Origin of the sequence: Anaerolinea thermolimosa (assembly GCF_001050195.2) — a bacterium.
Lineage (GTDB): Bacteria > Chloroflexota > Anaerolineae > Anaerolineales > Anaerolineaceae > Anaerolinea > Anaerolinea thermolimosa.
Genome location: NZ_DF967965.1, coordinates 1,681,547 through 1,694,631, shown reverse-complemented (window position 1 = coordinate 1,694,631; position 13,085 = coordinate 1,681,547). Strand labels below are relative to the sequence as shown.

The following is a 13,085-nucleotide window of genomic DNA, read 5'->3' as shown; positions in this document are numbered from 1 at the left end:
TTCCCTCAATAAAGAAAATTGCTCTGCAATTCTACCTTATCTTTCTTCGGGAGGGCCGATGAAAATGATCAACCGACTCCAAATTTCAAGAGGATTAATTCTGATTGTTCTTTTTTTAAATTTGCAGTGTGCTATCCAATTTATCTTTTTCCCGGAGAGATATGTTTACGGTTTTGAGCTGGTCGATGAACCTGGTAGTATTGCCGTTCAGGGAATAGGGATTCTTTTCATGATGTGGAATATTCCCTATATTTTTGCGGCTTTCGATCCATCAAAGAATTTTATCTCTTTGCTTGAGGCAGTGATCATGCAAGGCATTGGGCTGGCAGGTGAAACGGCACTGTACTATTCTCTGACGGGTGAACACGCGTCCTTGAGGATTACAGCGACGCGCTTCATCTTTTTTGATGCTGGCGGACTATTGGCGTTGCTTGTTGCTCTTTTGATCGTGAAAAACTCTTTAAGGGAGCGATGAAATTTCTTCCTGAGCGAGGGTTAATAGTTCTTCTCTACGTGATGCCATTTGACGGCGAACTTTCTCAGCATCTCTTGGGTAGGTAAAATAGAAAAGCGAGAAAAGGATGCCACAGATAATCCACGGGAAGGGAATAGTCCAGAGCATGGCTGTGGTTAATCCCAGACGATCTGCCAGCGAGCCAGCAATCAGACCAGCAAATGCAGATAGGCCTCCTTCGATCAAGTTAACGACAGAATAAGCGCTGGAACGCATCTCCGGTGGGACGACAGCCTGCATCATGGGCTCTTTTGCGCCCCGCCCTGGCCAGCCTATCAGAAGAGCTGTGATGGATGCAAAGGCAAAAAGCTGTCCAAAGGTCATGGTTTTTGCCCGGGTTAAGAAGAAATACATCAAAGGAACCCCGATCAGTACAGAGAATTGTCCGATCACTGTTCGGCCATATTTTTTATTGATCTTTTCGGCGTAATCTCCAATAAACCCTCCCATCAGATTGCTCAGGGCGGCGCTTACTACAACTGCCGCAAAAATTAAAGGCGCTGACCCTCTGGGATCGCTGAAGGAAATGTCATTGGTATAACCAAGCTCCCGAACCATCCAGTTGATGAAATAAATCTCCATGACAACCCAGGGCATCGAGCCGGTAATTCCTTGCAGGATTGCCGCCCAAATGGTGGGTATTTTTAAAGTGTAAAGCATATCACGGGGATTGATTTCGTATCTTTTTTCCGTCTCGTGGGTGATTAAACCAGCCAGCTCTGGTTCTGCAGAGCCTCGAGGCGGCTCTTCTACAAGAACCCAGATAACTATTCCCGAGAGAACACTGGCAAGACCCAGGCCAATAAAACCCCAGCGCCACAAATCAGGAGAGGCTACAAACCCTAAGGCCAGTACTCCTAAAACTGTACCCATTAATCCAACCAGCCCAATAACACCCAGGGCCCGCCCTCGTTTCTCCTGGGGATAATGATCTCCCAACAACGAAAAAGTTGCGGGCATGAGGCAACCCAGACCAAGCCCGGAGATGGCGCGAATAATCATCATGCTGGAGAAATTGGGAATCAACCCAACAGCGATTGTCCACAATCCCCATATTCCGGTGCCAAAGATCAAAACTTTTTTTCGGGAATACTTATCTGCTACATATCCCCAGAAAGGTGCCGAAACGGTCTGGGCGATACTGCGCAGGGTTTCCATCAGGCCGATCATCCCGAAACTGATGCCCCAGATTCGTTGAATGATCGGTGATAAGACACCCATGGCCTGGGCTTCACCCTGGTCAATTAAATACCCCAACCCAAGAGCAAAAAGGGTTCTTCCTGATCTCATCCCTTTGGAAGCCATTCTTTGCAACCTCGATGATGATTTTTGGAGATTGTATTTCTTTTCCAGACTGCGGGCAAGCAGAAAACGGGTTTCAATTCCTGAGGGCGTAAAGCGCCGGGGTACATTCGTTAAGCAAGGCTACCAGTTGTTGGTGATCTTCACAGGTAATCATCGCCAGCATTTGCGAACGGGGTAAATTATATGGTTCCAGATATTTGATGAGGTATTTTCGATATAAAAGAATTCCCCGCTGCTCACCAAAAAAAGAGATCATCGTATGAAGATGTTGAACTATGCCACTCAAAACCACCTCTGGGGGAACATCGGCTCGATCCATACCCATAAATATCCAGGGGTTTCTTACCGCTCCCCGACCTATCATGATGGCATCACATTGAGTATAGGAAAGCACCCGGTTTATATCTGCAATGGTATGGATATTCCCGTTGGCGATTACAGGAACAGAGACCATTTGTTTGATTTCCGCTATTGCATCCAGATCGACCATTCCTGAATGGCTCTGTTTTCTCATTCGGGCATGGACTGTGATGGCAGCTACACCACTATCTTCTAGTATTTGTGCAATTTCACGATAATTACGGTTCTGTTCATCCCAACCCAGACGAATTTTTGCCGTGATCGGGAGATTCAGATGCCTGACCAGATAAGAAATGATTTGTCCTACCTTATCCGGCTGTTTAAGCAAGGCGGCTCCTGCTCCCCGATTGCACACAGACCGGGCTGGGCATCCCAGATTGATATCCAGGAAATCGGGTTGCCTGGACATAAGCTTAAGGGCTGCCTGGAGCATGGCCTCGGGGTTGTTATCCAGTAACTGGTATCCAAAGGGGCGTTCGTCATGCGAGAAGAACACACGTTCTTCCAGGTGCGGGTGTCCCATTAAGATATCGGTGGGGAGTAAGAATTCTGAGATCGAGAAGGCCGACCCCAGTTGTCTGGATATTAATCTGAAAGGATGGGAGGTAATCCCATCCATTGGAGCCAGCACAAGTTTCCCTTTAACAGGAATGGAACCAATAAAAAAGCAGGTATTCATTCGACAATGATACCATGAGGAAAAAGCTCGGGAAATCTCCCCCGAGCTTTTTCTAAAGCGGGTTATTTGACCGTGATATTGATGCTGAATTCGCAGATCGTTCGGCTACCCCTGACAAGCCCCCATACCTCTTTATAGGTTCCAGCTTTTTCTGGAGAAAGCATGTCCACAATGATATCTATTGACTCGCCCGATTTTACATCCTTCGGCAGGTCATAGAGGTCGTTGTATTTATGCATTTTGTCGCCAGACAGGTATTTGTAGTCGATATCTGAGGCAAGCCAGGTTTGAGTGCCTGTGTTCTTTAGAGTCCATTTCGCGTCAAAATCAGCACGAGGGCTAAATGTAGCACCGGTTGCCGGAGAAACGAAGGTCACCGAGCAGCTGTAATCAGTAGGGGTGCTGGTAGCTGTACTGGTTGGAGTAAAAGGAATGAATGTATTCGTAGCTGTAGGCGGCGGGGGAGGTGTGTTGCTTGGGGTGAAGGTTGGCAGAGCAGTGGGGGATGGCAATTCGGTTGCCGTGGGTGCAAGGGTGGCAGTAGGTGGCAATGGAGTGGCAGTAGCCCGACTGGCGATCTCGGCAGCTACAGTTTGAGCGGCCTGAGTTCTGGCTGCATCGAGAGTTAATGCTACATCCTGAGTGGAGATAATCCCTTGACCACCGCTAATGTTACAGGCGGTTAATAGGACCAACAGAGGTAAAATCCACAGTGTTTTTCTAATCATCTCATGATCCTCCTCAAAATTCGAATCGTCTTTATATAGACGTTGTTATCAGTAGCCAGGTTCCCTCTAAAAGGCCAAAAAAGAATTGTAATCTATTTTTCGGTAAAATTACCTTATCCTTCTCCGATCATGAGGTCGTATGCAATTCCACCTAATACTTCCCCGGCAGATCATTTTCCATGATGGGATCATTGCTGAAGTCCCTACCTGGTGTAAAGAGTTTGGGAACCGGGTTTGCCTTGTTACGGGAATTTCTGCCAGTATCCATAAGGTATTGGAGGATTCCCTGGTAGCCAGTCACTTTGACATTTTAAAAATCACCATTGCCCATGAGCCAACCCTGCAAGACCTTGAACAAGCTATTGAGATGGCCAGAAATTTTGCTCCCAATTGTGTGGTGGGCATTGGAGGTGGAAGCGTGTTGGATTCGGCCAAGGCTATTGGCATCATGGCGACAAACCCTGGCGACCTGTTGGATTATGTGGAAGTGGTTGGACTGGGTCAGACCTTGAAAAACCCTTCCGTCCCGGTAATTGCATTACCGACCACCGCAGGTACTGGATCTGAAGTGACGCGGAATGCTGTGATAAGTGTGCCGGAACAGAAAGTAAAGGTAAGCCTGCGAAGTCCTTTTATGGTTCCCTGGATTGCAGCAGTAGATCCCCAATTAACCATCACCATGCCCCCGGAGATAACCGCCTGGACAGGCATGGATGCTCTGACTCAGCTTATCGAGCCTTATCTGTCCAGGCGTTCAAACGTGATAACAGATTTACTTTGTAGAGAGAGTATCCCCCTGGCATCTTCGGCTCTATTACGGGCTTACCAGGATGGACAAGACCTGGAGGCGCGGAGAAGGATGAGTTATGCCAGTCTGTCAGGCGGGTTGGCTCTTGCAAATGCCGGTCTTGGAGCAGTCCATGGTCTGGCGGGTCCAATCGGAGGGATGTTTTCGGCGCCACATGGTGCGATCTGTGCGCGGTTATTACCTGCGGTAATCCGTGAGAATTATACGGTCATCAAGGCAGGTATGCCTGACCACCCAGTACTCAACCGATTCCACGAAATTGCGCAGTGGGTTACCGGAAACAAGAAGGTGGGTGTAAACGATCTTATTGAGCATCTCTTCAACCTGTGTAATCTTCTGCACATTCCCCGGTTGAGAGATTTTGGCGTCAGCGAGGTAGATTTTGAAGAAATAGCCATAAAAGGGCAAGCCGCAAGCAGTATGAAGGCGAATCCTGTCCAGTTGGATCATGGATCAATTCTTCGTATCCTTGAAGAATCCTGGTAAAGGTTATGCGATCTGAGAAAGGACCCGGTTCTCCAGTTTCCAGAGCGTGGTAGCGATATTCTGAATAAAATAACGATCGTGAACTACTGCCAGAAGCGTTCCATGGTAATGATTTAATGCTTCTTCAAATCGAATTCGGGAAGGGATATCCAGATGGTTAACAGGTTCATCTAGAAGAAGCAGATTACATCCCTGAGCAACCAGGATCGCCAGGTACAACCGAGCCCGTTCCCCAAAGGAGAGGTCTGAGACAGGAGTAAAGACATCGTCGCCAAAGAATAAAAATTTGGAGAGGAAAGCCCGGGTTTCTGTCTCAGAAGCGAAAAAATACTCGGAAACTGACTTCAGAGGGGTAGAATGAGTGGGCAGGTTTTTTTGTTCCTGGTCCATATACCCGATTCGGATACTGGCCCCGACCGCTACCTTCCCGGCGAGGGGTTGCACTTGCCCCACCAGAGTTTTCAGGAGGGTTGACTTTCCACTTCCATTTTTACCCATGAGGGCTATTTTTTGACCAAAACGAATGGTCTGATTGATGTCTGTTACCAGAGGATGATCGGAATCATAGCCAATGGTTAAGTTTTCCATACGTAATACATCCCGACTTCCTGACGACACATCGGAAAACTCAACTTTGATCTGCCAGTTTCTGCCCGGTTTCTCTATTTTTTCCGTGGTTAAAATTTGTTCGATCTTTTTCTCAATCTGTTTCGCTCTTCCCACAGTACCTTTGGTGCGATTCGCAAAGAAACCTCTGGCAAATTTATCACCCGAATCGCCCTTGCCACCTTTCCGAAAACGAGCAATACCACGTAAATGAGCTGCTGCTTCCCGTAGCTTTTGGATTTCTTCCTGTTGTTCCTGGTAAGCATCCATCTGGTGTTTCTTTTCGGATGCTTTAAGATTCTGGTATAAAGTGTAGTTGCCGGGGTATTCACGGATTTGATGAGAGGCTGAGTCCAGTTCCAGAATGCCTGTGGTAACATGGTCGAGGAACGCCCTGTCGTGAGAAACTACGATCATGGTGAAAGTGCCGTGGATCAGCCATTCTTCAAGCCATTCCAGCATTTCAATATCCAGGTGATTCGTAGGTTCGTCCAGAAACAGAATTTGTGGATTTGAAAGTAATATCCCTGCCAGGGCCAGCCTTGTTTTTTGACCTCCGCTCAGAAAATTTATGGGCGTGTTTTCGGTGAAGTGATCCAGTTCCAATTGATGAAGGACCATCCTTTTCTCATCCTGAGATATTCCAGGAGAGCTCATTTTTTGGAGAATCCTATCGTACTCGTCTTGGAGCCCATGGGAATCGGGGTGGATAACCATCCGTTCAGAAATTTCAGCCAGACGAGCCGATAGCTGGTTTATGTCGTTCTGAAAACGATCCAGGTATTCTCCGATTGTTTCCTTATCTTCTATTACCAGTCCCTGTGGGAGATAACCCAGGTCAGGCTTTGCTGGAGTGAAGCGAACTGAGCCATGATCGGGCGGTTCCAGTCCAGATAGGATCCGCAGTAGTGTGGTTTTGCCGCAACCATTTGGTCCGACTAATCCCAGGCGCTCGCCTGATTTGACAGTAAATGATACGCTGGAAAGAATTGGCTTTATGCCGTAACTTTTCGATAGATTGGAAACTGCCAGCATGATGTAACCCTTTTATTAAAATAGAAAACGGGAGCAGTGCTCCCGCTGAATAGATTGATTGGTGCTCGTAATCGCGGTGAACTGCCTGAAAGCTTTGGGGGTTACAATCTGCTGCTGATCATTTCTTTTCTCTGAATAATTTCCAGAAATATTATAACAGAAAATGGTATGGTTTCAGGGATTGGTGACACTTTACAAAACGGTAGGTGATTTTCATTGTAGACTGAGCCGATGATTCCCTGTATAACCAGAATATACCTGAAAGCACTGAAAGGAAATTCCATGCCCAACGACTTAAGCCTCTTTTTCAACCCCAGAAGTGTGGCGATCATCGGTGCTTCTTCCAACCCCAATAAACTCAGTTTTGGTATCTTTCGTAATTTAACGCAATATGGGTATGAGGGACAAGTCTATCCGATCAATCCCAATGCAGGTGAAATTCTTGGCTTGCCCTGTTACCCGAGGATCGAAGATGTACCCGGATCAGTAGATCTGGCTGTTTTAGCGGTGTCGGCCCGGTTGACGCCCGATATTATTCGCGCTTGCGGGGAGAAAGGGGTTAAAGCGATTGTCGTGATATCGGGTGGTTTTCGAGAGGTGGGAGAGGAAGGAGCTGAACTCGAGCAACGTTGCCTTGAGTTGGTTAAATCTTATGGTATGCGCATGATTGGACCGAACTGTGTAGGAACGATGGACTTATACTCGGGTCTGAATACCACATTTATTCATGGGATACCAGATCGTGGACATATTGGTTTTCTCTCTCAATCCGGTGCAATTTGTGGGGGAATTGTCGATTATGTACGGGGAAAGCGGGTGGGATTTTCCTGTTTTGCCAGCCTGGGTAATGAAGCGGATGTCACTGAGACCGATCTGATTGAATACCTGGTGGAAGACCCAAACACTCATGTCATTGCGGCCTATGTTGAAGCGATTCGAGATGGTCGGCGGTTTATCGATGTTGCAAGAGAAGTATGCAAGGTAAAACCTGTGGTTATCCTTAAAGCAGGAAAAAACAGTGCCGGTGCCAGAGCGGTTTCTTCCCATACCGGTTCTATTGCCGGGTCAATGGCGGCGTATCATGCGGCATTTAAACAGAGCGGAGTCATAGAGGTGGAAAGTGTATCGGAACTTTTCGATGTGGCGGTCGCTCTGGATTACCAACCGCTTCCCGCCGGGAAAAGAGTAGTCTTATTAACTAACTCGGGCGGCCCGGCAGCTCTGGCTTCAGATAGTATTGCGGAGTACGGGCATCAGTTAGCGAATTTGAATGAGGAGACACAACAGAGGCTTCGTGGCTTATTAAATCCCAGTGCTCAGGTTACAAATCCGGTGGATATGCTGGGTGGAGCCGAGCCAACGGATTATGGAGAAGCATTAAAGATCATTCTGCAGGACCAAAATGTGGATGTTGTGGTTCCGATTCTTGTTCCTCAGGCCCTAATTAAACCTGAGATGGTTGCCCGCGAGCTGCATCATGCCTGGAAAGGCAGTCCTATCCCCATGATGTGTTGTTTTATGGGGGATCAATCTGTTAAAGAAGCAAGAAACTTCCTGCATGAACATGGTATCCCCATATATACCTTCCCAGAATCGATTGGCAAGGTTCTTGGGGCGATGTCACGTTATCATTCCTGGAAAGTTCGTCCTCTCTCGCGATCTCAAGAACCCCCACTGATCACTCAGAAGCAGGAAGTTCGTTCGATTCTGGATGCCCATTCCGGGGAGTCGGCACTTGGAGAGCGGGTGGCGCGTGAGATTCTACAAGCCTACGGGTGTCCGATTGTTGAAGGAGGTTTTGCCAGTAGCCCTGAACAGGCTGGAACGCTTGCGGCCAGCCTGGGCGGGAAAGTTGTTCTTAAAATCGTCTCACCCGATCTTTTCCACAAGTCTGAAGTTGGAGGAATTCAGCTGGGAATCGAAGGAAAATCTGAAACTGAAACGGCCTATCGAGATTTGGTATCGAGAATTCAACAGAACCACCCGAAAACGCGTATCGAAGGAGTGCTTGTGGAAAAAATGGCTCCTGGTGGCGTTGAGGTGGTGATTGGAATACGGCGTGATCCAAATTTCGGCCCTCTTTTAATGTTTGGACTGGGTGGGATTTATGTGGAATTGTTTAAAGATGTGGCTTTTCGCATCGCCCCCTTCTGTGATGAGGAAGCTCTAGAGATGATTTATGAAACCAAGGCCGGGCAATTACTGGAGGGTTTTCGAGGGCAACCACGGGGCGACCTGGAGGCTGTGGTTGCCTGTATGCAGAAATTAAGCCAAATTGCCCTGGATTTTGAGGAAATATCAGAAATTGAGATCAATCCTTTGGTAGTTTATCCAGAGGGGCAGGGAGTTCTGGTGCTGGATTGCAGAGTTGTGCTCGGAGATGATCGATGAAGCGATTGTTGTCAGGAAATGAAGCAGTTGCTCGTGGTGCATGGGAAGCCGGCGCTTCTGTTGGGTCAGCTTATCCAGGTACACCCAGCACGGAGATCATGGAAACATTTGCGCTTTTCCCGGGTGTGTACGCCGAATGGGCCACGAATGAGAAAGTAGCGTTGGATGTTGCTGTTGGGGCAGCTTATGCGGGTAGACGGGCCTTTACGGCTATGAAGCATGTAGGGCTCAATGTAGCGGCAGATGCCCTCTTTTATGCCTCAATGACTGGCATTGAAGCTGGCCTGGTGATTGTATCGGCAGATGACCCTTCCATGCATAGCTCGCAAAATGAACAAGATAATCGTCAGTATGCCCGTTTTGCTCGCATTCCCTGTCTTGACCCTTCGGACAGCCAGGATGCCCATGACTTAATGATCGCGGCGTTTACATTGAGCGAGCAGTTCGACACGCCCGTCATGTTGAGAATGACTACAAGAGTCTGTCATACCAGTAGCCCGGTAGAAGCAAGTGAAGAGCGATTGGTTATCTCGACTGAACGGAGATATCCACGAAATCCGGAGAAGTACATCATGGTGCCAGCCAATGCCCGCAGGCACCATCTCTGGATTGAAGACAGAATGATCAAAATATCCCAATATGCTGAAGCTTTTTCTGGTAACCGGGTCGAAATGCGGTCTACTCACCTTGGAATTATCACGGGAGGGATTGCCTATCAATATGCCAGAGAAGTTTTTCCGGAGGCCAGTACCCTGAAACTGGGAATGGTTTATCCATTACCGAAAGAAATGATCCGCGGTTTTGCTAATTCCGTTGAACGACTGATCGTTTTGGAAGAGTTGGATCCATTTATTGAGGAGCAGGTCAGGTTAATGGGGGTTGAGGTCTATGGTTCTCATCCGATGGAGTATCCGGCAAACAAGTCTATTTTCCCGGTGGTTGGAGAACTTGACCCTTCAGTAGTATTTCGCTCAGCGGTTACTGCCGGTTTATTACCCCAGTCACAAAACGATGATGGAAGGTGGAAAGAAGAAAAACAAGAGGATCGCTTTTTAGAAATTCCCGAGCGTCCGCCTGTATTGTGCCCCGGGTGCCCTCACCGCGGGGCATTCTATGTATTGCATAAACTGGGGCTTCCCGTCAATGGAGATATTGGTTGTTATACCCTGGGAATGGCTTCTCCGTTAAACGCAATGGATACCTGTGGGTGCATGGGAGCCAGCGTGGGGGTGGCCCATGGGGCAGCGGTGGCTGGAGATCCGGAACGGCATGTGGCGGTGATGGGCGACTCGACCTTCTTCCATACCGGGATGCCTGCTTTGCTTAATGTGGCGTATAACCAGAGTGATGTTCTTACCGTCATTATGGATAATCGCGTTACCGGCATGACCGGTCATCAGGATAACCCTGGCACCGGGAAAACGCTTCAAGGAAAAGAGACCGTAGCTGTGGAGATTGAGCCTATCGTACAGGCGATGGGGATCACCAGGGTTAAAACTGTGAAGGGGTACGACGTTAAAGAAATTGAGAAAACTCTTAAGGGTTGGCTGAAGATGAGAGGACCTGCGGTTTTAATTACCCGGGAGGAGTGTGCGTTGTTACCCTCCGCCAGGAAACGCTGGATCCCTTTAAAAGTTTTACCCAATGTGTGTAATGGGTGTGCATTATGCTTCCGGGTTGGCTGTCCTGCTATTTCTCAATCATCTGAAAAGGACCCCGTGTATCATCGTCCGTTGGCGCGAATAGATCCTTTTCTTTGCACTGGTTGTGAAATATGTGCCCAGGTTTGCCCACGCAATGCCATTCTATTTCGTTCGCAGGTAGAAACGAAGGCGGGGGAGGATGAATATGCCGCTCGTTAATCGGGATACTATTTCTAAAGGAATAAGCTTTCTATTAGTTGGGGTGGGTGGACAGGGAACTATCCTGGCCAGTGATATTCTGGCCGAGGCAGGTTTAAAACTGGGGTTGGATGTAAAAAAAGCTGAAATCCATGGGATGTCTCAAAGAGGAGGATCAGTTTTATCTCAGGTAAGATGGGGGGTAAAGGTCTTCTCTCCCATTGTTGGTAAAGGAGGGGGAGATATCATGATCGCCTTTGAAAAACTTGAAGCGTTAAGATTTTGCGATTATTTGAAGAAAGACGCCTGGATTATGCTGAACGATGGGGCAATCTTACCCATACCGGTTATTCAGGGAAAAGTCTCTTATCCAACCAATACACAAATTGTTGAGGCTCTATCTTCTGTAAGCCGCAACGTGGTATGGGTAAATGGCACCGGGTTGGCTGAGCAGCTTGGAAATCCCAGGCTGATGAATGTAATTCTTCTGGGGGCACTGGCCCAATGGTTGGGTTTGCCAGATGAGATTATGCTTGGAGCAATTACAGAACGCGTTCCTGGGAATTATCTTATCCAAAACCAGGAAGCTTATTATTTAGGAAACCATTTATCGATTAGCCAAATGTAAATCAAATGGGTTTATAATCACCAATAACTCTTGCAAAATCATGAGCAGGGGTTATTGGTTTTTTTAAGACTGGAGAATATTTTCGGGGCGAAACCAAGAGGATAGTTCAGGGTTTTGATAGACGTGTCAGAAAATTCACTCGGGCTGAAAGGCAATCGATGACGCTTCACGAAGATCTCAATCATCTAATGGCTCAGGCAATGAGTGGGGGAGGCAAGGAAGCTATCGACAGGCAACACGCGAGAGGGAAAAAAACCGCCCGCGAGCGGATTGATTTGCTGGTTGACCCCGGTTCTTTCCATGAGATTGATCTCTTTGTTACCCACCGTTCCAATCAATTTGGGATGGAAAAACATCGCCCGTTCACCGATGGTGTGATCACGGGGTGGGGAAAGGTAGATGGTAAGACAGTTTATCTTTATTCTCAAGATTTCACAATTATGGGAGGATCACTGGGGGAAGCTCACGGGTTAAAAATCGCCAAAATTATGGATCTGGCCTATCAAAATGGGGCACCCCTAATCGCCATCAACGATTCGGGCGGAGCGCGTATTCAGGAGGGGGTGGATGCGTTAGCAGCATATGGCGAAATTTTCTACCGGAATATGCGAGCGTCGGGAGTCATTCCCCAAATATCCATTATCCTTGGGCCCTGTGCTGGTGGGGCGGTGTATTCCCCGGCTATTACTGACTTTATCTTCATGACCGAAGAAAATTCGTATATGTTTATTACCGGTCCAGAAGTGATCAAGGCGGTGACCGGCGAAGAGGTTGATTTTGCTACTCTGGGAGGGGCTAAAGTCCACACAGCTCAAAGCGGGGTGGCTCATTTTACTGAGCCGGATGAAGAGAGGTTAATGACCAAGGTGCGCTGGTTGCTTTCTTATTTGCCCTCTAATAATTTAACCCCCCCAGATATTCAGGCTACAGAGGATCCACCGACCCGACTCCTGGAGGATATTTCAGAAATTGTGCCGGATGTTCCGCATAAACCTTACGACATTCATCAAGTGATCGAAAGGCTGGTCGATCAGGGAGAATTTCTTGAAGTGCAGGAAGCCTTTGCTCAGAATCTGGTGGTTGGATTTGCACGGATTGATGGTCAACCGGTGGGTATTGTAGCGAATCAACCGGCAGTACTGGCGGGAGTTCTGGATATTGATGCTTCAGATAAAGGGGCACGTTTTATTCGGTTTTGTGATGCCTTCCATATTCCTCTGGTAACCCTGGTGGATACACCGGGTTTTCTTCCCGGCGTAGATCAGGAATATCATGGGGTCATTCGTCATGGCGCTAAGCTAATTTTTGCGTATGCGGAAGCAACGGTTCCAAAGGTTTCTGTAATTCTCCGAAAAGCGTATGGCGGAGCCTATATTGTGATGTCGTCCAAGCACTTACGTGGAGATATAAATTTTGCCTGGCCTACCGCAGAAATAGCCGTGATGGGTCCAGAAGGTGCAGTGCGGATCATTTATCGGAAAGAGCTGTCCTCCGCAGATAATACCCAACAGCTGGAGACAGCTTTGATTGAGCAATATCGAGCCGAGCTGGCGACTCCACTGGTGGCAGCCAGCAGAGGTTATCTGGATGCGATTATTCAACCCCAGGAAACCCGGCTAAAAATTGCCGCAGCGCTGGAGGTATTGAAAGAGAAAAGAGCACCAACTCCAGCTCGTAAACATACTAACCTGCCTTTATGACATA

The 13,085-nt window shown here is 47.9% G+C and carries 10 protein-coding genes; 6 read left to right on the top strand and 4 right to left on the bottom strand.

Going from position 1 to position 13,085, the window contains the following annotated elements; translation table 11 throughout:
- The first annotated feature begins 58 nt into the window (after positions 1 to 58).
- Positions 59 to 475 carry a hypothetical protein gene (locus ATHL_RS07675; RefSeq protein WP_062191757.1) on the top strand — a complete coding sequence of 139 codons (417 nt, stop codon included), beginning with the start codon at positions 59 to 61 and terminating at the stop codon, positions 473 to 475.
- On the opposite strand, the gene ATHL_RS07670 is transcribed toward ATHL_RS07675, so the two are convergent.
- From ATHL_RS07670 to ATHL_RS07660, 3 genes are all read right to left on the bottom strand, one after another.
- On the bottom strand, positions 461 to 1,804 hold the full coding sequence (locus ATHL_RS07670; RefSeq protein ID WP_162787639.1) for an MFS transporter: 1,344 nt from the start codon (positions 1,802 to 1,804) through the stop codon (positions 461 to 463). The genes ATHL_RS07675 and ATHL_RS07670 overlap by 15 nt on opposite strands.
- An 88-nt stretch (positions 1,805 to 1,892) precedes the next feature.
- Positions 1,893 to 2,858 (bottom strand): tRNA dihydrouridine synthase, encoded by a 966-nt coding sequence (locus ATHL_RS07665; RefSeq protein WP_062191752.1) that lies wholly within the window; start codon positions 2,856 to 2,858, stop codon positions 1,893 to 1,895.
- 62 nt (positions 2,859 to 2,920) lie between these two features.
- Positions 2,921 to 3,586, bottom strand: coding sequence for an NBR1-Ig-like domain-containing protein (locus tag ATHL_RS07660; protein WP_062191750.1), 666 nt, complete (start codon positions 3,584 to 3,586; stop codon positions 2,921 to 2,923).
- A 139-nt stretch (positions 3,587 to 3,725) separates the two neighbouring features.
- On the opposite strand from ATHL_RS07660, the gene ATHL_RS07655 reads away from it, so the two are divergent.
- A complete protein-coding gene (locus tag ATHL_RS07655) occupies positions 3,726 to 4,880 on the top strand; it encodes an iron-containing alcohol dehydrogenase (protein ID WP_062191747.1) in 1,155 nt (384 codons plus the stop codon).
- A gap of 3 nt (positions 4,881 to 4,883) precedes the next feature.
- Here ATHL_RS07655 and abc-f read toward each other — a convergent pair whose 3' ends face one another.
- Positions 4,884 to 6,521, bottom strand: a complete 1,638-nt coding sequence (gene abc-f / locus ATHL_RS07650) for a ribosomal protection-like ABC-F family protein (protein ID WP_062191744.1) — start codon at positions 6,519 to 6,521, stop codon at positions 4,884 to 4,886.
- A gap of 282 nt (positions 6,522 to 6,803) precedes the next feature.
- On the opposite strand from abc-f, the gene ATHL_RS07645 reads away from it, so the two are divergent.
- The 4 genes from ATHL_RS07645 to ATHL_RS07630 all read left to right on the top strand — a co-directional run bounded on the left by ATHL_RS07645 (position 6,804) and on the right by ATHL_RS07630 (position 13,081).
- The gene (locus ATHL_RS07645; protein WP_062191739.1) at positions 6,804 to 8,912 is read left to right on the top strand and encodes an acetate--CoA ligase family protein; all 2,109 of its coding nucleotides are present in this window, start codon (positions 6,804 to 6,806) and stop codon (positions 8,910 to 8,912) included.
- Positions 8,909 to 10,774 carry an indolepyruvate ferredoxin oxidoreductase subunit alpha gene (iorA, locus tag ATHL_RS07640; RefSeq protein WP_062191736.1) on the top strand — a complete coding sequence of 622 codons (1,866 nt, stop codon included), beginning with the start codon at positions 8,909 to 8,911 and terminating at the stop codon, positions 10,772 to 10,774. Before ATHL_RS07645 ends, iorA begins: the two co-directional genes overlap by 4 nt.
- Positions 10,761 to 11,381: an indolepyruvate oxidoreductase subunit beta gene (locus tag ATHL_RS07635; RefSeq protein ID WP_201797952.1), complete on the top strand. Its 621-nt coding sequence runs from the start codon at positions 10,761 to 10,763 to the stop codon at positions 11,379 to 11,381. The genes iorA and ATHL_RS07635 overlap by 14 nt, the downstream gene beginning before the upstream one ends.
- 158 nt (positions 11,382 to 11,539) lie before the next feature.
- The gene (locus ATHL_RS07630) at positions 11,540 to 13,081 is read left to right on the top strand and encodes an acyl-CoA carboxylase subunit beta (RefSeq protein ID WP_062191733.1); all 1,542 of its coding nucleotides are present in this window, start codon (positions 11,540 to 11,542) and stop codon (positions 13,079 to 13,081) included.
- Positions 13,082 to 13,085 lie beyond the last annotated feature (4 nt).